This window comes from Candidatus Skiveiella danica, from assembly GCF_022705245.1.
Lineage (GTDB): Bacteria > Pseudomonadota > Gammaproteobacteria > Burkholderiales > Burkholderiaceae_C > Skiveiella > Skiveiella danica.
Genome location: NZ_JAKJEW010000036.1, coordinates 16410 through 38655, shown reverse-complemented (window position 1 = coordinate 38655; position 22246 = coordinate 16410). Strand labels below are relative to the sequence as shown.

Here is a 22246-nt window from a genome sequence, read left to right as displayed (position 1 = left end):
CCGTCATGCTGCGCCGGCCAATCAGCCGCCAGGAACTGGACAGCGTGGCCGGTTGTGCGAATGGCCCCGCGTTGGTATCTGACCTGCGCGACCGTGGCTTGACCATTGACTGCGACCGCATCCACTTTATCGACCGAGACGGCAAGGACTGCCGCCCCGGCGTGTATCACCTGAGCGAAGGCGACCGACGCAAGATACACCAGTGGCAGGCAAAGGGAAGACAGCGAGGTGGCTCGGCATGAGAAAAACACACGCACCAACCGCGACGCAAGGGAACGGCGAGCAACTGTCATTCCTGCCGCCGCCGCCGTTCAGTCCCAGTTGGCCGACGAGGAACACGCTTGCTGACCGGGCGCTCGGGATGTTCATGAATGGCGACATGCTTGACCACCCGGACTTCGAGAGCAGCACACAAAGCTGGCGCCTCGGGGCCGTGGTGTTCACGTTGCGCGCGCTCGGATGGCCCATCGAAACCATCGAGATTCCAAGCCCGACTGACCAGTGCCCGGACCGCGTAGTTGCCCTCTATCGCCTGGATGCCAAATACACGGCGCAGGCCCTTGCCATGAATGGGAGGGCGAAATGATTGCCGCCGAAACTGACCGTGCACGGGATGCGCTGCAATCCATCCCGCCCGACCTGCCCCGCGAGGACTGGGTGCGTGCTGGTATGGCTGCCCAAGCTGCCGGGCTCGACTTCGACACCTTCAATGACTGGAGCGCCGCCGCCGGTAACTACAGCGAGCAAGCCGCCCGCGACACCTGGCGCAGCTTCAAGCCGGGCCGGGGCGTTGGGGCTGGCACCTTGTACCGCATGGCCGCAGAACTAGGTGGCTGGCGCATGGGTGGGGACCGAATCCAGGCCACCAAGAGGCCCCGAGCAAGACCCAACGAAGCGACAGCGAAGCCCCGTCCAAGGATTGGCGCCGCCGATGTTTGGAACCGCTGTGAACCCGCAACTGACGACCACCCTTACATCGCGCAAAAGCAAGGAACACCTGAAGGGCTGCGAGTAGTGCCTTCCGATGACAAGCTGACCATTCAAGGCGAGCTAATGGCCGGGGCGTTGGTCGTGCCGGCCCTTCGCCCCGATGGCTCGGTATCGAGCCTGCAATTTGTCACGCTGCCGGAGGTGGCCACCAGATTGAAGTCGCGCGGGATATCGGGCAAGCTGAACCTGCCCGCTGCCACCATGGAAGGCTGGTTCACCGTGGGTGAACTGGTTCCGGGTGGTGTGGCCTATGTGTGCGAGGGCATCGGCCAGGCGTGGGCGTGCTGGAAGGCTACAGGCCACGCTGCTGTAGTGGCTTTCGGCTGGGGCCGGGTTCGCGCGGTAAACGCAGAATTGCGTTTACGGGACCCAACTGTCCAATTAGTGCTGGTCCCGGACGTGGGCAAGGAAAAAGAAGCCGAGAAGATGGCCCGCAACTTGGGCGCCGCCGTTGCTGCCATGCCTGAAGGCTGGCCGAACAACTCGGACGTGAACGACCTTGCCCAGCGTGACGGGTTCGATGCGTTGGAAATCCTGCTCAGTGACGCCAGCACGCCCGCGTCACTGCCGTTGCCTTTCTCCGTCGCGTTTGCTGACGAACTGCCAGACGCCTTTGAGCCGGCCGACGAACTGGTGGAAGGTGTGCTGACCACTGGTGACGCCAGTGTTCTCTATGGCGACAGCAACAGCGGGAAGACGTTTTTCGTGATTGATATGGCCTGTGCTGTGGCCCGTGGGGTGCCTTGGTTGGGCAGGCAGACTGAGGTGGGCATGGTGGTCTACCTGGCTGCCGAATCACCCGCCTCGGTTCGCGGCCGCTTGCAGGCGTATCAGAGCCACCACGGGGTGAAGGTTCCGAATTTCGCCATTGTTCAAAACCCGATTGACTTGTTCGACGGGGAGGCTGACACCGACAGGATGATTCAACTTGTGCGCCAGCTGGAGGCACAGCGAGGCAAGAAGGTCGTGCTGATAGTGGGTGACACGCTGGCCCGCTTGAGTGCCGGCGCAAATGAGAATGCCGGGCAGGATATGGGGCTTGTTGTGCGCCGAATTGACCGCATTCGCACCGAGTGCAAGGCCCATTTCCTGCTGATTCACCATAGCGGGAAGGCTGCTGCCGCTGGTGCCCGTGGCTGGAGTGGCATCCGGGCTGCCGTGGATACCGAAATCGAGGTGATTGACGCGGCGACCGGCCGGTGTGCGGAGATTACGAAACAGCGTGACCTGAGTACCAAAGGTGAACGCATCGGCTTTCGACTCGACACCGTGGCGTTGGGCAGCACCAAGTGGGGCGGCGCAGCCACTTCCTGTGTACTGGTGGCCGCCGATGCACCCGATAAGGCCAAAGGCAAACGCATGGGCGAGGTCGAGGGCGCTGTCGTGGAATTCATGCGAAGCCACAAGGTCGGCATGAAAAAGACGGCTGTCGTGGCGCACTTCGAAGGGCGTTACGAAAAGGGCCCTGTTTACCGCGCCATGAAAGCCCTTGTAGCCGCTGCCGCCTTGCACGAAGCCGCCGGGATGGTGTGCATCGCCGGGAGCGCCAAGTGAATGAGGTACTCAAGGTACGCGAAGGTACGCGGAGTTATTTGTACCTTCGTGTACCCAAGGCAGAGAAGGTACGTTTAGGTACGCGACCCTTTAGGGGCGTACCTCACGTACCTGCCGTACCTGAAAAGGGTGATGTGCGACCGACAGCCCTTCCCCCATTCCCTGATAAAGCAGAAGAGGAACACCCATGACGACAAGAAAACCTCCCGCCGCCGCTTGGAAGCCGGGCCAATCTGGAAACCCCAAAGGTCGCCCCGCCGGAACTGGCGAAGTCGGGAAGCTCCGCGCTGCCATTGCCAAGCGTGTGCCCGACCTGCTGGACGCGATGTTGGCCAAGGCCCTTGATGGAGACGTTGGAGCCGCCCGCCTGTTGCTGGAACGCGCCATCGCCCCGCTGAAAGCCATCGAACAGACACAGGCCCTGGCGCTACCCGATGGCACGCTAACCGCCCAGGGCCGTGCCGTGCTGCGCTCTGTGGCCGATGGTGTGCTGGCGCCGTCACAGGGGGCTGCGCTGCTCGGGGCCATCGGCACCTTGGCACGGGTGACTGAGCTTGATGAACTGGAATCGCGCATCGCTGCGCTGGAGGCGCGAAATGGGAAATCTTGAGAAGCGGGTTTCTCAGATTGAGGACGCACGGGCCAACTCAGACCTGAAGAAGATGTCCGACGAGGAACTGAGCGCCTACACCGCTACCCTGGATTGGGGTGCGCCTACCGTCATCGAAGCCCTGAGTTCAGGGAATCCCCGATTCGTGGCGGCCATACTGGAAGGAGTTCTGCGGCACGGCAGTTCACTGCCAATTGTCGTTGATGACCCCGAAAGGAAGGCGAAGAATGCTACGCCTTGAAAGGCGCCTTGCGTTGCTTGAGGAGTCTCAGAGTCCCACACGCGCCCGGCCCTTCACTGACACTGAGCTCGCCTTGAGGCTGTACTGGGCCGTTAACAGCCCGAGTCCCATCACCGAACGATTGCTGGAGGCTTTTCCGCAACTTGCCGACCTCACTGCGCCTGCCGCGAAGGCAGACCCGGCGTAGATTTCCATCGTGGTGGATTACCCCGAAAGGAAGGCGAAAAATGTCAACTCTTGAAAAACGCCTTGAGCAACTTGAAGCGCCTCACGTCCAGACGAGTCGCAGGGTCTGGACCGATACTGAGCGTGCCGCAAAGTTAATGTGGCTGTTGGAAACAAAGGGGCCGCACTATGAGCGGTTGATTGAGAAATTTCCGCAGTTCACCAGTACCGGCGCGCAAGTCCGGTAGCGGGGTCAGCGAAAGATTGCGTTCACCCCATTCCCCGGCCTCTGCTGCCAAGGTCTGGAAGGCAGTACAAGTTTAGTTTCTTCTGAGACGCTCGCAAGGTGTGTAGACTGGACCGCAGAACTGTCCCGTGCGTCTACGGAAAGTGGCGCGGCCTCTTTCGCACGATTCAATTCCGAAGCCGTTGAAGTGCCTAGAGCGGTTTTAGTGCGATTTGCGCACTTCGTCTACCGAGGGAAAACAACTATGAACGCCGGCAGACTTGATGGCGCCAAGAGGGCATTCTTCACGGCCCTCAGCATTGATATGGCTGTCACGATGGTCGTTGTGGCCAGTAATTATTGGATAGTCGGCGTACTCAATGCAGTTGCCGCTGGTGGACCACCAGCCAGTTCACCTGTTGTTGGAAGAATTCAGTTTCTTGGGTCCTTTTCCGGCGTGCTCATTCTGACAATGCTTGGCGTCGGGTGGACGCTAATACGTTGGTTGGACGCCTGCTATGCGCACGCCAGAGACACGCTGAGAGCGAGGGGCTTGCAGCATGAAAAATGGAAAACCTGGGGTTGGATGGTTCCATTCTTGAACCTGTTTAAGCCCTACCAAGTGCTCAGCGAAATTTTCAAAGTGGGGACCGCCGGCGCTGGACGCGATGATTGGAAAAAGGCATCTGGGTCTGGGGCGCTTTTAGCCTGGTGGATTTTTTGGATTGTCGCCCACCTTGTCATGATGACGATTGGAAAAGCGGTCCTGAAGAGTTCTTCGATTGAAGGGCTGACTCTCAATCAAATTGTTGGAATAAAAGAACTCCAAATTGCCCTATGCCTCATTTCACTTTCTGTAGCCGGACTATGGTTTGTAGTCGCAGAAAAGCTTACCAGCCGACTGGTTGGCTGTCTTCAGAAGCCAGCCAGTAGGGTTACTTCATCCAGTTCTGCGTTCGTGGGCGATGTACGCACTGGCAATGATGCCTACGCTGGTGCCCTTGCTGAAATCGAAGAAGGAAGGCTGGACAAGGGCGTTTGGGCGCGTGCGTTTTCCGAAGCAGGCGGTGAGGATGCAAAGGCAAGAGCACTCTACATAAAGGCCCGTGCCGGCGCCATGAAAGGCGCGGAGGTCTGGGAAAACACACAGCCACCTGCGTCATCCGACTCAAGAGTCAAGGCCACAGTTGAGAAGGCGACCGTCGAACTCGACAACCCTGCACCTGACAGCACATCGAAATGGCCGATATGGATTGTGGCCGGTGCTTTGCCTGTTTATATTCTTGTCTCGCTCGCTGTCTCAGTGTTTAAGGCTATCCCATCTGGACAGGTGGAGGCCGAAGCAAGAACCGGCTCACAGCCGATGGAACAAGTTAGACCAGAACAGATGGGTCAAAATGGACGAAATCCGAATAATTCCACTGGCCAACCTTCAAATGAAAACAACGCAAGTCAGTTCGACCCAAGCACCGCTCGGCCAGTTGGAATAACGCCGGGTCAGTTCGACCCAAGCACCGCTCGGGCGGTTGGAGGAACGCCCGCCCAGGCGCCAAATTCCTTCTACAAGTGCATCGGTCCAAGTGGCGTGGTGTACCAGGCGACGCCGTGTGGAACAGACTCGAACTAAGTCGCAGGAAAACACCCCGCTTACCCTAACGGACTAGTCCCTCTGCAACGCGGGAAGTCGGAGCAGCCCCAAAAGGCGTTTCCTGCGTTTGCGCCTCGCCCAGCAATACGCTCGACCATGGGCTTGCCGCAGGCGGGGCAAGATGGAACCATGGCGGCTGCCTTTGGTGCATTGGAGGTTGGTGCTGCCTTGGGCGCCCGCGCAGCCTGAATCCACTTTGCCAGCGCGGGCCCGTCGACTAACGTCACGTTGCGACCCTTGGAGAATTCGCTGGCGTCGGCAGTAAAGCTGCCGGAGGTGACGACGAAGCCCCCCGTAGCTCCCTTGGCAGCCATGATGCCGTACAACTCACGCACTACCGCCACACCGACTTTAAGGGCCCGCCATTGCTTGCACTGCACCAGGAACTTCTCGTTGCCTTTGGTCACTATCAGGTCCACGCCTCCGTCAGCGCCACCCCCGCCCGTTTCAACGACGCGGTAGCCTTGCTGGCGAAGCGCCTCGCCCACCAGCGTCTCGAACTGCTGCCATGACAAACCGTCGACGATGCTGGCCGTATGACCTGTCGCGGCCTTGCTGAGCAGCGCGTTCCTCTCCCGCTGACGGACAGCCGAAACCGCAGCACCGACCAGGCAAAGGAGTGGAATGATGTATTGCAGGATGCTCGAAAGGCTGGCCCACATCGTCTTGATGACCATGGGGCCGACGCCCGCGGTGTCAGTCAGAGGGGCCGCTTTCTGGCCTGCAAGGTAATGAAAAACCACGTAAGAAAGCGCGGCGGCACCAATTCCCGCCCACCAAGGGAGACGAGCCACAACGCTCATGATTTCATCCGCGCCGCCCGATTTCTTTTTCCCCATTCTGTGCTCCCTTGTTTTGTCAGTCTTGTTCAATCAAGCCAATACTGAAGCCGTAATACGAGCCACCGTCCAATTCGGCGGTCCAAAGTCGGCGAATATCTGGGGCGCGGAGAAAGAACCTCATTCCTTCTCGCCAAGCCTCCCAAACGGCCGGGTCGATGTAGCCTGCTTTGAAGTACAACCATTCTTCGCCACACAGGTTGAAGTAGTCGAAAAGTACTTGCTTCTGCTCCAACGTGAGCATCGTCTCCGGTGATTGGGTGGCAATGGCGTTGAGCTTGTCATTCAGCTTGTCGTAGCGTTCATTGAATTGCCGGAATAGGTCCACAAACAGGCGTGTCTCCTGTAGGTGCTGTGCATATAAAAAGTACACGAAGCCAGCAGCCGCACCTGTCACAGGCACCATCAGTTCGATAGCACGCTGAGTTGGCAACGTAGCGAAAAGAACCGTGGCGGCCGCGCCGGCCAGCAAGGCGAAGGCGAGCGGGTAGTAGCGACGGCGGTTCAAGAGATAGGGTGTTGATTTCAAAGATGGCGCCTCCGTTGTTACGCAGATTTCCATCGCGGAGTCTCGGCGCTGATGCGACGGGCGCGGCCAAGCGCCTCCAGCGTTTCCAGGATGGTGGGCAAGCGTTCGCGCCAGCGACCTCGGGCTGTGAAGTGAGCCTCTAGTGCTGCCAGGGTCAAAGGCTGAGGTGTTGTCGCCAGCACATCTGCAACCGCCTTGATTTGTTCGGGAAGCCCAGATGGCCACGGACGTTTGGCCACCTGAAGCGGGACTGTTGCAGGTGTCGCTTCTTCGGCGATTCCAGCCTCCACATCCATTTCGGCCTGTTCACCGGCCGCGAGGCGATTCTGGAATTCAGGACGCAGCCATCGCACCGTGCCAGCGGCTTCTTCGGCGGCGCGCTTGGCGTTAAGTTCAACCAGGCGAGAAAGCAGCGTGTCTGTGTCGGGGGGCAATGAGAGGTCGCTCCACCCGTAGGCGGCCAGTACGGCGGAGTCCAGTTCATCGTGCAGGGTTCGCAGGACTGAGACCAGCCCATGCTCGTTTATCGTTCGCTCGCTCGGCGTGAGGGCTTCGCCGCTGCGAAGCTTTTCCAGCACGTTGTACATACCGGTGAGCGTGACTTCAGGATGTGCCGCCTGTTGTGCCTTGCGGTGAGCGTCAAGTTGCTCCGCCAGATTTCGGATGCGTTGCGTTAACTCAGGCGTGAGACCGGTATCGAGTGCCGGGAACGGGAACGCCTCGAAACAGATGGACTTGCTGTAAACGGGGTCGTTGCCAACTCCCAGCCGACCACCTGCAGCCAGTGCCCATTGCATGTGCACGACACTCGATAGAACGCCCAAGGGAAGGGCGTCTTCACTGGCGATGGCGATGAGCTTGTCATCCGGAAGCATGCTCTGGTCCAGCCACTGGAAGATGCGATGCTTTGCCACCTGGCCGGTGACGATGTAGCGATTCAGACCTGTTAATGCGCCTCGCAGTTCAGTATTTTGTCGCGCAAAAAGCCACCAATTCTCACGGCGCGAACGCTCGGGGTTGTGGTCCCGCTCCGGCTTTACCCTTTCCAGGAGCCACTGAAAGACTGCAGGAAAACGCGCTCTGACTTCGTCCAAACTTAGCCCGTGCATATCGATGACCATGACGCCCCGAGGTGTGCCGGTCAGGTCTCGCCCATTGCGGTAGGGGCGAATGTGCCGCTCCAACCCCGGCACGGTGCCCAGACCCAGCGATTGAGCCTGGTCAGGCGTCACGATGAACCCGGCGCCGTGTGGGATGACGCCCCGATTGGAAATCAGGTCGTTGGCCTTCAAACGCTTAGCACCCGCAATGTTTGCCCCAACTTTCAGGTCCGAGTGAATCACGCCGTATCGGGTGTCGAAGCGAACTGCGACCTCGCCATTGTCCGCATCGCTTTCCTCGGCCGAGCTAAGTAGCCGGCCTTCCGCCACGCCGGCAATGCCGACCGTCATGGCAATTCGCACGGCCGCCCCGTCGGCGCTGTCTACCCAGGGGTGGTCAGGAATTGCGAACACGACGCTCAAAGGTGGACTGGCAGCCTGCAGGGCTTCAACGACCCGACGATTGAAAATCATCGTTAGGCTGTTGGTGGTGATGAGCCCGAACCGGCGTGCGGCCCCGCTGCGAACCGTGTCAGCGGCCCTTTGCCACCAGTACATGACGAAATCGGCGCTCTCGGGCACCTCGGGCCATGCCTTCCGTAGCGCGTCGGCGTAGCCACTGCCGAGTGCGTCGCGCATGCGCTTGTTGCCAATGAAGGGCGGATTTCCCACGATGAAATCAACGCTCGGCCACAGTGCCTGGCGTGGGTTGACGTAGTTCCATTGCACAACAACGGCTGACTCATCCGGTACGGGCTCTCCGGTGGCTGGATGGAGTTTGGTGGTCACGCCATCCCAGCGCGTCACGACGTTGCCGGCTGAATCCAGCATGGGCTCTTGGCTGTCATAGGCCAGCACCGCATCCCGATGTTCGATGTTGCCGTAGTCGTGGACGACTGGCTCGGCCACGCTGGCATTGCCAAAGGTTCGGATATGCCATTGCAGGAAACCAATCCACAGCACCAGTTCAGCCAGAGCCGCTGCGCGCTCGTTGACTTCAATACCGAGTAGTTGCTGCAAGGTGACGGTTTCGCCTCCTGCGCCTATAACATCCTGCCTGTCCCCGAGAGCGTCAAGTTGCTTGAGTACTTCGCCCTCTAGACGCTTCAAATGCTCCAGCGTTACGTACAAGAAATTACCGCTGCCGCAGGCCGGGTCAAGGACGCGGGTTGTACAGAGCCTGTGGTGAAAGTTCTTGACCTGCTGGCGTGCTTCCTTCCACTTTGCTCGAACAGCATAGTCATGCCGCTCCAGCGCAGCTATGTCGGCGCGGTGTACCCTTCGGTCGAAAGTATCAAAGTTGGTTCCACCTTTGGAAACGGGCGGGTTCGCCTCCAACTCAGTTGCTTCATGCGCCAGGATCAGCGCGGCGGCCTGCACGTCCGCCCAATCGGCGCGCAGTGGTTCGACCACGGTAGGCAGAACCAGCCGCTCCACGTAGGCGCGTGGTGTGTAGTGGGCGCCCAGTGAATGCCGCTCGGCGGGGTCCAAGGCACGCTCAAGTAAGGTGCCGAAGATGGCGGGCTCTACCTCCCGCCAGTTGGCACGGGCGGCTGCCAGCAGGCCGTCAATCTGGTCGCGGTTCAAGGGCAGTACGTATCCGTCTGACGACGGCGACTTGAACAACTTGCCGTTGAAGCGGAGCACGTCCTTGGAGAGTGCTGCGCTAAAACCGCCACGGTCCATGTCGGTCCACAGGGCTCGAAGCATGTTTTGCAGGGTGGCCGGCTCGTTGCCGTACCGCTTGAGAAGGTCCACAAAGGCGCCGTCGCCATTAGCAGTTCGCGGGAGAAGTTCAATATCTTCGGCGAACATGCTGAACAGGCAGCGCGTCAAGAACCCGGCGACTTGTTCTGGCGGGTGCCCAGCGGCTTCCAGGCTGCGCGCAACCGCAGCCAGTTGAACAGCGACCACCCGGGTGACTTTGGCACTGGCGCGCGCCGGGTCGAGCGCCATGGGGTCGAGCCAGAGTGTTTTGAGCCGCTCGCGGACCGTCTCGTGGTGCAAGTCGTCGAGCTTGATGCGATGGCTGCGAACATCCGGGAAAGGGGTGTAGGTGGCTCCGCTGCGGGTGAACTCGGAATAAAGCTCTATGACGTGCCCCACGTCCACCACGACGAGGAACGGTGGGCGCCCCTCGGCGGCCGGCAGCGCGCGGGCGTAGCCCTCGGCCTGGGCACGGGCGCGCATCAAGGCGTCGTCGAAGCCTTTGGTGTGGACGCCGGCCTTGACCTTCTTGGCCTCCAGCACGAATGCGCTGCGGCGGTAGCAGTCGATGAAGCCGTTGCTGGTGCTGCCGTCGCCATGCGCAAAGGCAACCCTCCGCTCAAAGACGTAGGCGTTGTCACGGGTATCTTCGTGCGCCGGTTCAGGCCGTGGAAGGTCGAGAAGGTCGCAAAGGCCGCTGATGAAGAGTTGGTAGTTGGCCCGCTCCGAGCCGGTCACTCCCCGCCAGCGTTCGATGAACCCATTTACCGTGTTCTTGTCTTCCATGGAAGCAAATCATACGGGCGCAACAGCCATTGGCTTCAAGCGGCATATAGTTACAGTCAATTCATTTATTGGATGCGCGCCAATGAAACCTTTGCCCATTGAATTTGAGCCAAACGCATCCTTCTGCTACAGACTTGCCCGCTATCACCTGTTGCCGGAACTCGCGCAAGAACCCGAAGCACTGTCGGGCGAACCCTTCAAGTTGAATCCGGTCATTTACAGGGTCTTGAGCCGATATTTGACTGAAGCCCAAATGGGTCTTAGTTACCCGGCGCGGGACGCGGAAGGGAAAATGCATCAGGTCGGTGCAACTATTCGGTTCTTTGTTTCTCTTCGGGCCAAGCGAGGCCCTGAGTCGCCTTTCGTTTGGCTTGGCCAGTCCGGGATGTATCGCCTGAAGTCAAGCACCGAGTTGACGGAAGAGGCGGCTGAGGATGTGGATGAAGCCATTGAAGAGCAGGGCGAAGTGGAATTCAATGGGTGGATCTATGCGTTCACTTTCCCAGCAATTAAGAGAAAAAATGAGCCGTTTCCAATCAAGGTTGGACTGACTTCAGCCGCGGATGTGGAGACCCGAGTGCTTGGGCAATGCAAGGGGGCGGGATTCTTTGAGAAACCAGAGATACTGGACCGTTGGCAGGTCAAGCGGGTTTCCCAAGTCGAGGATGCAATTCATGCTGTGCTCAAAGCACGGGGTCGCTGGAAAGAGGATGCGCCAGGCGATGAGTGGTTCATCACCACCGTCGACGAAGTGCAATCCATTGTTGATTTCATTGGGGCGTAACTGACGGGAACCTGAGCGCCAAGAAGCCCGTCTTTATGCTGATCTTTTCAACCATTCAAGAGTGCGGGTGCAAAGCTTTACTTATTGAGCGAGCGTTTATTTGACGCAGCTTGGCGATGGTTCGTGAGTACGAGGGATTATTTGATGCGCTCGTTTTCTTGCAGGTCTACAGGAGCCTCTTTTGCCTTGCCTTTACCGTCACTGGATGCGCGGTGGGTATTGCTGACGGTGACACCTTGCCTAGCTAGGACGGTGAGCGCCTTTTACCTCGGTAACACAGAACTCTTTATGCAATAGGGGGAGGACATACAAATGACTAGAAGAAACCGGGTAGACCCAAGTGGTCGGTTGATTGCAGACCCATCGAAAGCGGGAACTTTGTTTGGGAATCGAGGTTGCCTGCATGACGACACCGGTGTCGTCGTGAAGGAACGAACCTCGTTAAAACGGTGGATTGCGTGTACCTTGAAGCCCATATACGGGGCCAAACCATTGATGCAGCCTGGCTGCTACACCGAACTCTTTTTTCTGGATGAACCCACGGCACTCGCAGCCGGCCATCGACCATGCGCGCAGTGCCGGCCTGATGCATACAAATTGTTCACCATCGCCTGGCTGAAGGCCGGTCTGTCTGATGTGGCATTGGCCGCGAACATCGACAAAGCTCTGGATGCTGAACGAAGGAACATTGAGAAGCCGCTGGTCAGCCTGGCAAGTCTTCCAAGTGGCGCCATGGTCAGACACCCCGTGGACGGCACTTTCCATCTTGTTTTTGAAGGGCAACTTTTCCCGTGGTCCTTTTCCGGGTACGGGACGCCAATGGCATTGACGGCAGCGGCAGGGAAATATGAGTTGATGACGCCGCCAAGTGCGGTCAAAGTGCTGGAGGCAGGGTACCCGCTGGAGGTTCACAGCAGTGCCAAGTGGAGTCATTGAGCTTGACGGAGCCTATCGACGCATCCCGTAGTGCGATGCCGGCCGAGCCGGATTTTGTTACCTCGCAGCGTGAGGTTCAACGCAAACTCGGGCGTTGCATGTTCCGCCTGCAGCAATATGAAATCCTTGCCAAGGCTTTGGTAGGTCTCCGGGAGCTTTCGGCCCCAGCCGGGAAGATGCATGAAGTCCGGGCCAAAAGCGTAGCACTGGCTGCAAACAAAACGCTGGGGCAATTGGTTGGGGAACTGACAGGCGGCTTCCTCAAGCCGGTTCATCCTGAGCCGGGTAGCGCGTCAGCCGAAATTGAGGACGGGTTCGGTGACGACCAGCAAGCCTGGTTCCGTATCTCCAGTGCGATTGAACTCCCGCCAGAACAGCATCAACAGCTTATGCATGACTTGGCCGACCTGGTAAAGATGCGAAACGAGTTGGTGCATCACTTCATCGAGCGATTTGACGTAGCCACCATCGATGGGTGCTTGGTGGCAGACAACTACCTCCAAGGCTGCTACGAGAGCATCGATGGCCATTTCCTGACGCTGAGTGCTTGGGTCGAGGGGATGAACCGTGCCCGCAAAGCTACCGCCGAATTCTTGCAAAGCCCCGAGTACCTTAACTTTCTCGTGAACGGCGTTGTGCCTGATGGAAAAGGTGTGGACTGGTCGAGCAGCCGCATTGTCCAGTTGCTTAAAGGGGCGGAGGAAGGTAGCGCAGTTGAGGGCTGGACCTTGCTCAATGCAGCTATTGCATCCATTCGTGCAAAGGAACCCGAGCAGACGCCGAAGAAGTACGGATGCCGCAATTGGCGTCAGGTGCTTCAGCAGTCGCAGATGTTCGAGATACGAAAGGACAAGTCGGCTGGTGAAAACGGTACGCTGGTTTGGTATCGGAGTAAGCCGATGCCAGTACGCGGATGAGTCGGCACGAACCGGCCGGGAGAACGTCGCCATTTCTACCAAGAACACGCCATCAACACACAACTCCTAGCCTCTCCTTGCGCGGTACCGCAGGAATCAACTGGGCTAGCCAACTCGATACCGGTAATTTTTTCCGTCAAAGGAGTCGCCCATGAACATTAAGGATGGACTTAAACCTACGACTAGCCCAAGGGTTATCGACCTCGTCGCTGCGGCTGGGGTCGATGTCAGTCCCTGGGCAGTGTCAAAGAAGGGCCCCGTCAAAGTGCCCGCATCAAACCCGGCATATTGCTATGAGTGGGCTTACACCGAGCCAGGCAAGCTGGTGCTTCTCAACCTCTGGTGGCGCGATATCCAGGAGACCGAGAGCAAGGTCTTTACCGACACGAACTTGAAAGATTGGGCTGCGCAATTGCGCGACTCACTCCAATTGACTCCCGAGCAACGCAGGGCCGGCGTCCGTCGAGCACTCAAGATGGACGCGGCGATTGCCTATGCCCATGAAAACCGTTTGCCGGTGCGTGTCATCGTCGGCGAAGGCGAGCCCCGCGACCTCACTGACCCCGACTCACCGGAGTCTTCACGCATGGACCTGCGCGTTCTCGACCCCGAGCCATGGACGGTGGAGCGATATGACCCGGTCAGCGGCGCAGCGAGAATTGCCCGCGGTTCATTTCCAAAGTATGTTGACCAATTCGATGCGGAGTCTGCGGCCGAGCTACTGCGCCGTACCGTGACAGGTGAAGTTCCTGTCCGCAACGCCAAGGTGCGGGCTGACGCACTACGTCGTTCGGAAGGGTGTTGCGAGTTCTGCGGAAAGCGGGGCTTTCAGACGATTGGCGGTGCGACCTACCTAGAGACGCACCATGTTCTGCCGCTGGGCGAGGGTGGTTTGGACGTGGTTCGCAACGTCGCGGCCCTGTGCGCGGACGACCATCGGAAGGCACACCATGGCGAGGAGCGCGATGCGATGCGCATACGCCTTCAGGCTATGCTCGAAAAGCACTATCGCCGATGAGCCCAACGGTCTGGGGACGCTATCACCAGTCACTGCAGAAGCCCAATTTGCCGGTCCTCGCCCAGGTTTGTCCGGGGCTGCATTCTTGCAAATTGCCTACAGATTGCCTACAAGGTCGCGCCAAGCCCACTAATTGAAAAAGCCCTGCTACCGATTGAGTAGCAGGGCTTCCAGTCGCCGTAAGGCTTATCAGTGGCTCCTCGACCTGGGCTCGAACCAGGGACCTACGGATTAACAGTCCGGCGCTCTACCGACTGAGCTATCGAGGAACAAGCCTCAAATTATAGCGTCATTTTTTTGAGTTTTCAAAGGGCGGCCTTGTCTCGCACAGATTTTTTTCAAAGTTCCTCAGAACGAGGTCTGAACGGCCAATTTGACCGTGCGGGGCGCGCCAGGGAAGAGGTAGACGTGGCCATACTGGTAGGGTGATTCCTTGAAGTAACGGCGGTTGGCCACGTTGTCCACCGTCAGGCTCCAGGTGTTGGGCTGGCCCATCAAGCGGGTTTCGTAGGTCAGGCCGAGGTCCACGCGGGTCCAGGCGGGCAGGGTGATCGACTCGTCAGGCAACACGCTGCGGCTGCCTTCGTAAGAGACGGTGCCCAGCAGGCTCAGACCGGGCACGCCGGCGACGCGGTAGACGCCGTTGGCGCGCACGATCAGGTCGGGCACGTTGGTGGGGCGCATGCCATTCAGGCTCGGGTTGATCACGCCGTCCTGCCGCTGTGCCTGCAACCAGGTGGCGCTGGCGCCCAGACGCCAGGGGCCGGCGCTGTAGCCTGCGCCAAGTTCAATGCCCTGGTTGCGCACGGAGCCGTCTTCCTGCCGGATGCAGGTGCCGGGCTGGTCGCAGGCGCCGGCGTCGCCCCATAGGGGTCTCACGACGTTGAACCAGGTGACGTTCCAGCGCAAGGTGTCGCTGGTGCTTTTCACCCCCACTTCCGTCTGGCGGCTCTTGAGGGCGGGCAGGGGTTGGCCGGCATTGCTGTAGCGGCTGCGTCCCGGCGCCACGACCGATTCGACGCCTTCGCCGTAGCTGGCGTAGGCCATCGTCTGCGGGTCAAGCTGCCAGGTGGCCGCCACCCAGGGGGTGGTGATGGAGCGGTCATAGGCCGTGCTCTGGCTCCCGTCGGTGGCCGCGCTCTCGCGGTGCAGACGTGAATACCGCACGCCCAGCCAGGTCTGGAAGGCCTGCGTCCACTGGATCGCATCAAAGGCGAAGAACTCCACCCCGCGTTCCTTGCGCGTGATGTAGGGATCCTGGTAGATCGGCGCCTCGGGCAGCGCGGGCAGCGTGAAAATGTTGCCGGTGCCCACGGCCGCATTGTTGTCGGCCTGGGGTTCGCCGGTTTCGCGGTAGCGGGTGCCCTGCACGCCAAAGCTGAGGTTATGGCGCACCGATCCCGTGTTGACGTCGCCGATGACTTTCAGCAACGCAGATTGCGTCTGGCGCCGTTCGTTGTTGCTGCGGTAGTCGTACAGGTCGAAGTCGCCGTTGGGGCAGAAGCGGTCGGCGTAATAGACGCCCGAGTTGTTGTCGTAGCAGCCGAAGGGGTAGGCCAGGCGGTCGTTGCTCGTCAGGCGCTGGGTGCCGAGTTGCCCTTGCCAGCGCCACTGGCTGTTGATGGCCTGCTGGATGCCGATGCTGCCGGTGAAGTTGTCCAGCTGGTTGGCCTGCGACCAGGGTTGGCTGTTGATGTTGATAAAGGGGTCGGCGGGCGGCAGGGCGTTGCCGAGCAGGCTGAGGCCCGGCACGCTGGGCTGGCGCAGCCGGGAGTACTCGAACTCGCCCTCGATCAGGGTGTCGCGGGTGGCGCGCCAGTCCATCGCCAGCGCAAACAGCCCGCGTTTGCCATTGGCGTCGGGCACATAGCTTTGCAGGTCGGCCGCCACGGCGTTCAGGCGGTAGCCGAAACGGCGGTCTTCCCCGAATCGCCCGCCCATGTCCAGATGACCCAGCAGACCGCCATCGCTGGACGTTTCCAGCCGCAGGCTGCGCAAGGTGGTTTCCGTCGGGCGCTTCACCACGTAGTTCACCAGGCCTCCAGGCGCACTGGTGCCGGCCAGGATGCCGCTGGTGCCCTTGAGGAATTCCACGCGCTCCTTGTTTTCCAAGGGCACCGAGGTTTCGCCGCTGACGGGCAGTCCGTCGCGCCGATAGTTGTAGGTCTGGTCGACGACGAAGCCGCGGATGGTCACGAAATCCCAGTAGCCGACGGCGTTGTAGGCGTCGGACAGTGACGAGTCGAGCCGGAACAGGTCCGACAGTCGAACGGCCCCGATTTCGTCGATGGTCTTGGAGTCGACGACCGTGGCCGCGAAGGGGCTGCGCGCCAGCGGGATATCGGGGAAGCCACCCACGTCCGCCACGACCGCGCTGGCACGCTCGCTGATGGTGACCGGTGCCAGGCTGGCATCAGGGCGCGCGGTTTCCGCCGTTTGCGCAGACGCCTGAAGCGCTACAAAAAAGAGGGCAGGAAGTGACCATTCCACGCTGGGAATGGTCGGTTTTTTCTTGAAATGTGGCTTCAAATGTGCCATGACGTTACCTTCAACGTTATGGCAGGTCGGCTGGCCTGGAACGTGGCGCACCGGGAGTGGAACCGGTGCTGTCCGAGAGCGGGCTTCCCTGCGCGAGGATTACCTCAATCAGGTTCAAAGGGACTTTCTCAGTCGCTGCCTTGCGGCAACAACACCCCTAGCGGATGCACCTTGCGGGTGCGAGCGGAATTGTAAAGCCTACGAAAAAGCCCGCCGAGCGGCGGGCTTGTGGTTCGCGGATGTTCGGCGTAGCGAGGAGGTGGCGGGCCAGGCGCGTCACCGCGACCGTGCTGCAGTCAAGGCCAGGTGGCGCAACGACGCCACCCGCCTCCGCAGTCGCCGCTCTAGTCGTCGAAGACGGGGGATTCCACCCCCAAAACCTTGTGCAGTTTCGGGCTGGTGGTGGTGTACTGGAGGAACACCTTCTTGTCGGGAAAGATGAAGGGCACGGCACCGAACGCAGCCAGCGCGCACTCATGAAAGCCGCACAGGATCAGCTTCTTCTTGCCGGGATAGGTGTTGATGTCGCCCACCGCAAAGATGCCGGGGATGCTGGTGGAGAACTTCTCGGTGTCCACCACGAGCTGCTTGCGCTCGATCTCCAGGCTCCACTGGGCGATCGGGCCGAGCTTGGGGCTCAGTCCGAAGAAGACCAGCAGCACGTCCAGGGGCACCACGCGGGTCACCGCGTCGGCGCCAGTGACCTTGACGCCGGTGAGGCGCCCGTCCTTTTCCTCATACCCGGTGACCTGGCCGACGATGAACTGCATCTCGTAGGCGTCGCACATCGCCCTCATCCGGGCCACGTTCACCGGCGCCGCCTTGAAACCGTCGCGGCGGTGAATCAGGATCACGCTCTCGGCTTTGTGGGGGCCCTCGGCAGCGAAATCCAGCGCCCAGTCGATCGCGGAATCACCGCCGCCGACGATCACCAGGTTCTTGCCGGCGAAGTCGGCCGGTTGCTTGACGCGGTAAAACAGCTGCAAACCCTCGAACCGCTCCAGACCGTCCACCTTGAGCGTGCGCGGCTGGAACGCCCCCACGCCGGCTGCGATGAAAATCGTCTTCGTGAGAAAGCTGGTCCCTTTGGAGGTGGCCACGAAGAAGCGGCCGTCGGCCTGTTTCTTCACCACCGTGACTTCCTGCCCCAGATGGAAGGTCGCGCCGAACGGCTCAATCTGCTTGAGCAGGGCGTCAGTCAGCTCCTGACCGGTGCACACCGGGATGGCCGGAATGTCGTAGATCGGTTTGTCGGGATACAGCTCGACCGGCTGGCCGCCCGGATAGGCGAGCGCATCGATCACATGGGCCTTGATTTCGAGCAGGCCAAGCTCGAACACCTGGAACAGGCCGACCGGCCCCGCGCCGATGATGACGGCATCCGCCTCAATCGGTGGGTCGTGGGGTTTGGCGATGTGGGCGGCGGCCTGCTGCAGGGCGGGTTCCATGCCGCTTCAGCGAACCAGCAGGGGCAGCTTGCCGGTCTTGTCTTTCCATTCGTCCGCGTCGGGCAGCGGCGCCTTGCGCTTGGTGATGCTCTTCCAGGTCGGCAGCTTGGCCAGCTCGGCGTTCAGCGCGGTCATGTGCTGCTGATCCTTGGGCACGTCTTCCTCGGCGTAGATGGCGTTGACCGGGCACTCGGGGATGCACACCGCACAGTCGATGCATTCATCGGGGTCGATGGTCAGGAAGTTGGGGCCTTCGCGGAAGCAGTCCACGGGGCAGACGTCGACGCAGTCGGTGTATTTGCACTTGATGCAGGCTTCGGTGACGGTATGGGTCATGTTGGGTGCAGGTGGATAGGGGAGCCACGGAGCCGGCCCCGCCGAATTTCCGTGAAAACCCTTGATTTTATTGGCAATTGCCGAGCAGGCCCCGCAGCGTAGCCGTGTCCGGCGAAGGGTTGCTTGATTTTCGTCAATTCAGAAGCGCGGCGCCCGAGGTCTTGTGCGTGGCGGTGTCCACCAGGATCAACGATCCCAGCACACGGGAGCGGGCAAACGGCGCGACGGGCAGCGGCTCCTGCAGCAGCAGCTCCACATGACCGATCGCATTGGGCTCCAGCTGCGTGGCGTCATGCTCCTGAAGCGTGTTGACGTCCAGGCGGTGCACGATGCGCTTGATCTTGGCCTTCACCCAGCGGTGCCCGTGCAGTGCCCAATATACGCGTCCGGCGACCAGCGGCTCGTCATCCATCCAGGCGATGGTGGTGCTGAGTTCGCGGCTGGCCGGCCAGGCGGGCATCGGAGCGGGGGTGTCGAAATCGTCATCCGGACCGGACAAAGGGGCCGTCGCGCTGGCCGCCGCAGTGCCGGGCCGCCCCAAGCCAGGCGGGGCCCCCTCGGGGGGCGGCGCCGTACGCGAAGCGACCAGCGTGGGGGCCGCATTGATCCAGTCGCCGCGCGAGACGTCCACCTCGCGGTCCAGCACGATGCCGGCGCTGTGGCCAGCCGCGATGTCTCTGGGGCGGCGCGCGTGGTCCAGCACCTGGGCCACCGTTGCGGTCTGTCCGCTCGGGAACACCTGCACCGGCGTGCCCGGTTGCACCGTGCCGGTGGCCACGCGGCCCCAGAACACGCGCCGGCCCATGGAGGTGTCTGCGGAGGACGAGCGATGCCCCGCCGGGCCGCCCCAAGGAGCATCAGCCCCCGCGGGGGGCAGCGAACCACGCGCAGCGGGGAGCGTGGGGGCTCCAGGCTTCTCGACCCATTGCACCGGAAAAGCCAGTGGAAGTTCGGATTCGGCCGGCGTGGCCGGCAAGGTTTCCAGCAGGGCCAGCAGGGTCGGGCCGGTGTAGCCGCACCAGCCGGGCTGCGTAGCGGCGTCCACCACGTTCCAGCCCTTGAGCGCCGAGACGGGCACGATGGCCGTCACCGGGATGCCCGCCGCGGTGGCGAAGGTTTCCAGCGCGCGGCGGACGTGGGCAAAGGCCAGGGCGGCGTCGGCCACGGCATCGAGCTTGTTCACTGCGAAGACGATCGAAGGCACGCGCAGCAGCTTGCACAGCAGCGAATGACGACGGGTCTGCACCAGCAGTTCCAGCGCGGGGTTGGGCCAGTCGAGCTTGGTGGCGTCGACCAGCACCACGGCGGCGTCAGCGCTGGAGGCGGCGGTCACCATGTTGCGGGTGTACTGCTCGTGGCCGGGCGCGTCGCCGATGATGAATTTGCGGTCTTCGGTGTTGAAGTAGCGGTAGGCCACGTCGATGGTGATGCCTTGCTCGCGCTCGGCGCTCAGGCCGTCGGTCAGCAGGGCCAGGTCGGTCTCGCCCTGGCGCTGCACGCCGGCGAGGTGGTCCTGCAGCACGGCTTTGCTGTCCACCAGCAGGCGGCCGATCAGCGTGCTCTTGCCGTCGTCCACCGAGCCGCAGGTGATGAACCTGAGGGCGGTTTTGGTATCTTTTTGACCACTTCCCAGCGTGGAATGGTCATTGGTTGCTATCAAGGTAGTAGTGCTCATGGCGAGATGTGTTTCGGTGCGTGGGCGGGAAGGGCCAGGGGGCGGCTCAGAAATAGCCGTCTTTCTTGCGCTTTTCCATCGAGGCGTCGCTGGTCTTGTCGTCCATGCGGGTGGCGCCGCGTTCGCTGACGTCGGCCGCCAGCGTTTCGATCACGATGTCACCCGGCGTGGCCGCCCGGCTTTCCACCGGGCAGGTGCAGGTGATGTCGCCCACGGTGCGAAAACGCACATCGCGGATCTGCGCGGTTTCGCCGTCCTTCGGCGGGGTGAGGTCCGTCACCGGCACCAGCAGGCCGCGGCGGTCCACCACCTCGCGCCGGTGGGTGTAGTAGATCGACGGCAGGCCGATCTGCTCGCGCTCGATGTACTGCCAGACGTCCAGCTCGGTCCAGTTGCTGATCGGAAACACGCGGAAGTGCTCGCCGGGCGCCAGGCGGGTGTTGAACAGGGTCCAGAGCTCGGGGCGCTGGGCCTTGGGCTGCCACTGGCCGAAGCTGTCGCGGTGGCTGAAGATGCGCTCCTTGGCGCGGGCCTTTTCCTCGTCACGGCGGGCGCCGCCGATGAGTGCATCGAAGCGGAACTCCTCGATGGCTTCGAGCAGTGTGACCGACTGGTGCACGTTGCGGCTTTCGCCCGGGTGGGCCAGGCGCACGGTGCCGCGCGCCATCGAGTCCTCCACGCTGCGCACGATCAATTCGGCGTTCAGCTCCTTCGCGCGGGAGTCGCGGAAATCGGTGACTTCCACGAAGTTGTGACCGGTGTCGATCATCAGCAGCGGGTAGGGGATGCGACCCGCGCCGAAAGCCTTTTCGGCGCACTTGAGCATCACCAGCGAGTCCTTGCCGCCGGAGAACAGCAGCGCCGGGCGCTCGAAGCTCGCGGCCACCTCGCGCAGGATGAAGATGGTCTCCTCTTCGAGCGCGTCCAGGTGGGCGTTGCTCAGGTGGTGGGTGTGCGTCGGTTGGGCCGCGAGGGCCGCGGCCGCTTCAAGCAGTTGGGTTTCGGTACGGGCGTTCATGCGGGGGCTCCCTCTTTGGTTTTCACGTGCAATCCGCACTCCTTGGCGGCTTCGTCTTCCCACCACCAGCGCCCGGCGCGGAAATCCTCACCCAGGCTGATGGCGCGGGTGCAGGGCGCGCAGCCGATGCTGGGGAAAAACTGGTCGTGCAGCGGGTTGTAGGCGACCTGGTTCAGCGCGATGTAGTGCCAGACGTCGCCCCAGGTCCAGTTGGCCAGCGGGTTGAACTTGATCAGACCCTTCACGGCCTGCTCGGACCTGTCGATCAACGGCACCTCGGCTCGCGCGCCCGACTGTTCGCGGCGCAGCCCGGTCAGCCAGGCTTTCTGGCCGGCCAGGGCGCGGCCCAGCGGTTCCATCTTGCGAATGCCGCAGCAGGCCTTGCGCAGTTCGATGCTCTGGTACATCGCGTCCTTGCCTTCGCGCGCGACGAACTGGACCACCGACGCCTGCACGGGGCGGTAAACCGTCAACGGGGCGTGCGGGTGGGCAGCCTGCTGCGCCTGGAGCTGCTCCAGCAGGGCCAGCGTCTCGGCATGCAGCGCGCCGGTTTCCAGCACGAAGATGGAGATCGGCAGTGCATGGGCGTTGATCAGGTGGGTAATCACCATGTCCTCGGCGCCCAGGCTGCTGGCCTGGGTGGCGGGGCCAAGTTGCGCGGCCTCGCGAAGCAGGGCGACTGTTTCGGCCAGCTTCGCGTCGAATCCTTCCGAGGCGCGTGCATTGATGTCGATCGCCGTGGGTGCCGGGCGCCCGGTACCGGGAAGGAGGCTGGAGGTGGCACTCATCAGGCGCCCCTGGCAAAAAGAGGTTGCGGATTCACGGCATCGCCCTGATAGAAGGCGCTGAAGCGCTCGAACTGGCGTTGCGCGGCGCTGGCGTCCACGCCGGCGCGCAGCACGGCTGAATCGAAGCCCGAGCGCTGCATCTGCACCAGCTGGTCGATCAGCACGTCGCCGGTGGCGCGGATCTCACCCTGAAAGCCGAGTCGCCGGCGCAGCAGGAAAGCCTGGCTGTAGGCGCGCCCGTCGGTGAACTTGGGGAAATGCAGGTCGATGCGCTGCACCCCGGCGAGATCGACGAGCCGCGGATCGGCATCATTCGGGATTTCAATGGTTTTTTGGCCATTTCCCAGCGTCGAATGGTCGTTGTTAGCTATGAGTTTCATACTGTTCCAAAGC

Annotated in this window: 20 protein-coding genes, 1 tRNA gene and 1 riboswitch; of the genes, 10 read left to right on the top strand and 11 right to left on the bottom strand. The window is 61.3% G+C overall.

Annotation, left to right across the window (positions count from 1 at the left end):
* From ACMUOY_RS17090 to ACMUOY_RS17065, 6 genes are all read left to right on the top strand, one after another.
* The coding region (locus tag ACMUOY_RS17090) for a hypothetical protein (protein ID WP_413893942.1) at window positions 1–242 on the top strand (242 nt) is incomplete at its 5' end.
* Window positions 239–586: a hypothetical protein gene (locus ACMUOY_RS17085; RefSeq protein ID WP_413893941.1), complete on the top strand. Its 348-nt coding sequence runs from the start codon at window positions 239–241 to the stop codon at window positions 584–586. The genes ACMUOY_RS17090 and ACMUOY_RS17085, both read left to right, overlap by 4 nt.
* The gene (locus tag ACMUOY_RS17080) at window positions 583–2544 is read left to right on the top strand and encodes an AAA family ATPase (protein ID WP_413893940.1); all 1962 of its coding nucleotides are present in this window, start codon (window positions 583–585) and stop codon (window positions 2542–2544) included. The genes ACMUOY_RS17085 and ACMUOY_RS17080 overlap by 4 nt, the downstream gene beginning before the upstream one ends.
* Window positions 2545–2731: 187 nt before the next feature.
* Window positions 2732–3154: a DUF5681 domain-containing protein gene (locus ACMUOY_RS17075; protein WP_413893939.1), complete on the top strand. Its 423-nt coding sequence runs from the start codon at window positions 2732–2734 to the stop codon at window positions 3152–3154.
* Window positions 3141–3395, top strand: coding sequence for a hypothetical protein (locus tag ACMUOY_RS17070; protein ID WP_413893938.1), 255 nt, complete (start codon window positions 3141–3143; stop codon window positions 3393–3395). Before ACMUOY_RS17075 ends, ACMUOY_RS17070 begins: the two co-directional genes overlap by 14 nt.
* Window positions 3396–4051: 656 nt before the next feature.
* Window positions 4052–5413 carry a DUF4328 domain-containing protein gene (locus ACMUOY_RS17065; protein WP_413893937.1) on the top strand — a complete coding sequence of 454 codons (1362 nt, stop codon included), beginning with the start codon at window positions 4052–4054 and terminating at the stop codon, window positions 5411–5413.
* Window positions 5414–5433: 20 nt separating this feature from the next.
* Here ACMUOY_RS17065 and ACMUOY_RS17060 read toward each other — a convergent pair whose 3' ends face one another.
* Genes ACMUOY_RS17060 through ACMUOY_RS17050 form a run of 3 tightly spaced genes read right to left on the bottom strand, consistent with a single transcriptional unit; the run spans window position 5434 to window position 10395 of the window.
* Window positions 5434–6273 (bottom strand): restriction endonuclease, encoded by an 840-nt coding sequence (locus tag ACMUOY_RS17060; protein ID WP_413893936.1) that lies wholly within the window; start codon window positions 6271–6273, stop codon window positions 5434–5436.
* Window positions 6274–6292: 19 nt separating this feature from the next.
* The gene (locus ACMUOY_RS17055; RefSeq protein ID WP_413893935.1) at window positions 6293–6802 is read right to left on the bottom strand and encodes a hypothetical protein; all 510 of its coding nucleotides are present in this window, start codon (window positions 6800–6802) and stop codon (window positions 6293–6295) included.
* A gap of 17 nt (window positions 6803–6819) precedes the next feature.
* Window positions 6820–10395: a class I SAM-dependent DNA methyltransferase gene (locus tag ACMUOY_RS17050; protein ID WP_413893934.1), complete on the bottom strand. Its 3576-nt coding sequence runs from the start codon at window positions 10393–10395 to the stop codon at window positions 6820–6822.
* Here ACMUOY_RS17050 and ACMUOY_RS17045 point away from each other — a divergent pair.
* From ACMUOY_RS17045 to ACMUOY_RS17030, 4 genes are all read left to right on the top strand, one after another.
* Window positions 10364–11179: a GIY-YIG nuclease family protein gene (locus ACMUOY_RS17045; protein ID WP_413893933.1), complete on the top strand. Its 816-nt coding sequence runs from the start codon at window positions 10364–10366 to the stop codon at window positions 11177–11179. The genes ACMUOY_RS17050 and ACMUOY_RS17045 overlap by 32 nt on opposite strands.
* 312 nt (window positions 11180–11491) lie before the next feature.
* Window positions 11492–12115 carry a hypothetical protein gene (locus ACMUOY_RS17040; protein ID WP_413893932.1) on the top strand — a complete coding sequence of 208 codons (624 nt, stop codon included), beginning with the start codon at window positions 11492–11494 and terminating at the stop codon, window positions 12113–12115.
* Between the two features lie 2 nt (window positions 12116–12117).
* Window positions 12118–13032: an OST-HTH/LOTUS domain-containing protein gene (locus tag ACMUOY_RS17035; RefSeq protein WP_413893931.1), complete on the top strand. Its 915-nt coding sequence runs from the start codon at window positions 12118–12120 to the stop codon at window positions 13030–13032.
* 151 nt (window positions 13033–13183) lie between these two features.
* On the top strand, window positions 13184–14050 hold the full coding sequence (locus ACMUOY_RS17030) for an HNH endonuclease (protein ID WP_413893930.1): 867 nt from the start codon (window positions 13184–13186) through the stop codon (window positions 14048–14050).
* 193 nt (window positions 14051–14243) lie between these two features.
* On the opposite strand, the gene ACMUOY_RS17025 is transcribed toward ACMUOY_RS17030, so the two are convergent.
* The 8 genes from ACMUOY_RS17025 to ACMUOY_RS16990 form a co-directional block, all read right to left on the bottom strand.
* A tRNA-Asn gene (locus ACMUOY_RS17025) sits at window positions 14244–14319 on the bottom strand.
* A gap of 79 nt (window positions 14320–14398) precedes the next feature.
* Complete coding sequence (locus ACMUOY_RS17020) at window positions 14399–16588, bottom strand: TonB-dependent siderophore receptor (protein WP_413893929.1); 2190 nt, start codon at window positions 16586–16588, stop codon at window positions 14399–14401.
* 68 nt (window positions 16589–16656) lie between these two features.
* Window positions 16657–16757, bottom strand: a riboswitch (TPP riboswitch).
* A gap of 175 nt (window positions 16758–16932) precedes the next feature.
* The gene (locus tag ACMUOY_RS17015; protein WP_413893928.1) at window positions 16933–18036 is read right to left on the bottom strand and encodes an NAD(P)/FAD-dependent oxidoreductase; all 1104 of its coding nucleotides are present in this window, start codon (window positions 18034–18036) and stop codon (window positions 16933–16935) included.
* 6 nt (window positions 18037–18042) lie between these two features.
* Window positions 18043–18372, bottom strand: coding sequence for a ferredoxin FdxA (fdxA, locus tag ACMUOY_RS17010; protein WP_413893927.1), 330 nt, complete (start codon window positions 18370–18372; stop codon window positions 18043–18045).
* A 133-nt stretch (window positions 18373–18505) separates the two neighbouring features.
* Window positions 18506–20047, bottom strand: a complete 1542-nt coding sequence (locus ACMUOY_RS17005; protein ID WP_413893926.1) for a sulfate adenylyltransferase subunit 1 — start codon at window positions 20045–20047, stop codon at window positions 18506–18508.
* 46 nt (window positions 20048–20093) lie between these two features.
* Window positions 20094–21065, bottom strand: a complete 972-nt coding sequence (gene cysD / locus ACMUOY_RS17000; protein WP_413893925.1) for a sulfate adenylyltransferase subunit CysD — start codon at window positions 21063–21065, stop codon at window positions 20094–20096.
* Window positions 21062–21853, bottom strand: a complete 792-nt coding sequence (locus ACMUOY_RS16995) for an adenylyl/phosphoadenylyl-sulfate reductase (RefSeq protein WP_413893924.1) — start codon at window positions 21851–21853, stop codon at window positions 21062–21064. Before ACMUOY_RS16995 ends, cysD begins: the two co-directional genes overlap by 4 nt.
* The gene (locus ACMUOY_RS16990; RefSeq protein WP_413893923.1) at window positions 21853–22233 is read right to left on the bottom strand and encodes a DUF934 domain-containing protein; all 381 of its coding nucleotides are present in this window, start codon (window positions 22231–22233) and stop codon (window positions 21853–21855) included. The genes ACMUOY_RS16995 and ACMUOY_RS16990 overlap by 1 nt, the downstream gene beginning before the upstream one ends.
* Window positions 22234–22246 lie beyond the last annotated feature (13 nt).

Excerpts from the sequence above, each read along its gene's own strand:
- ACMUOY_RS17005 (WP_413893926.1), bottom strand. The coding sequence starts at position 20,047 with ATGAGCACTACTACCTTGATAGCAACCAATGACCATTCCACGCTGGGA.
- ACMUOY_RS17040 (WP_413893932.1), top strand. The coding sequence starts at position 11,492 with ATGACTAGAAGAAACCGGGTAGACCCAAGTGGTCGGTTGATTGCAGAC.
- ACMUOY_RS16990 (WP_413893923.1), bottom strand. The coding sequence starts at position 22,233 with ATGAAACTCATAGCTAACAACGACCATTCGACGCTGGGAAATGGCCAA.
- ACMUOY_RS17015 (WP_413893928.1), bottom strand. The coding sequence starts at position 18,036 with ATGGAACCCGCCCTGCAGCAGGCCGCCGCCCACATCGCCAAACCCCAC.
- ACMUOY_RS17050 (WP_413893934.1), bottom strand. The coding sequence starts at position 10,395 with ATGGAAGACAAGAACACGGTAAATGGGTTCATCGAACGCTGGCGGGGA.
- ACMUOY_RS17020 (WP_413893929.1), bottom strand. The coding sequence starts at position 16,588 with ATGGCACATTTGAAGCCACATTTCAAGAAAAAACCGACCATTCCCAGC.
- ACMUOY_RS17060 (WP_413893936.1), bottom strand. The coding sequence starts at position 6,273 with ATGGGGAAAAAGAAATCGGGCGGCGCGGATGAAATCATGAGCGTTGTG.
- cysD (WP_413893925.1), bottom strand. The coding sequence starts at position 21,065 with ATGAACGCCCGTACCGAAACCCAACTGCTTGAAGCGGCCGCGGCCCTC.
- ACMUOY_RS17070 (WP_413893938.1), top strand. The coding sequence starts at position 3,141 with ATGGGAAATCTTGAGAAGCGGGTTTCTCAGATTGAGGACGCACGGGCC.
- ACMUOY_RS17045 (WP_413893933.1), top strand. The coding sequence starts at position 10,364 with ATGAACCCATTTACCGTGTTCTTGTCTTCCATGGAAGCAAATCATACG.
- ACMUOY_RS17075 (WP_413893939.1), top strand. The coding sequence starts at position 2,732 with ATGACGACAAGAAAACCTCCCGCCGCCGCTTGGAAGCCGGGCCAATCT.
- ACMUOY_RS17085 (WP_413893941.1), top strand. The coding sequence starts at position 239 with ATGAGAAAAACACACGCACCAACCGCGACGCAAGGGAACGGCGAGCAA.
- fdxA (WP_413893927.1), bottom strand. The coding sequence starts at position 18,372 with ATGACCCATACCGTCACCGAAGCCTGCATCAAGTGCAAATACACCGAC.
- ACMUOY_RS17030 (WP_413893930.1), top strand. The coding sequence starts at position 13,184 with ATGAACATTAAGGATGGACTTAAACCTACGACTAGCCCAAGGGTTATC.
- ACMUOY_RS16995 (WP_413893924.1), bottom strand. The coding sequence starts at position 21,853 with ATGAGTGCCACCTCCAGCCTCCTTCCCGGTACCGGGCGCCCGGCACCC.
- ACMUOY_RS17065 (WP_413893937.1), top strand. The coding sequence starts at position 4,052 with ATGAACGCCGGCAGACTTGATGGCGCCAAGAGGGCATTCTTCACGGCC.
- ACMUOY_RS17080 (WP_413893940.1), top strand. The coding sequence starts at position 583 with ATGATTGCCGCCGAAACTGACCGTGCACGGGATGCGCTGCAATCCATC.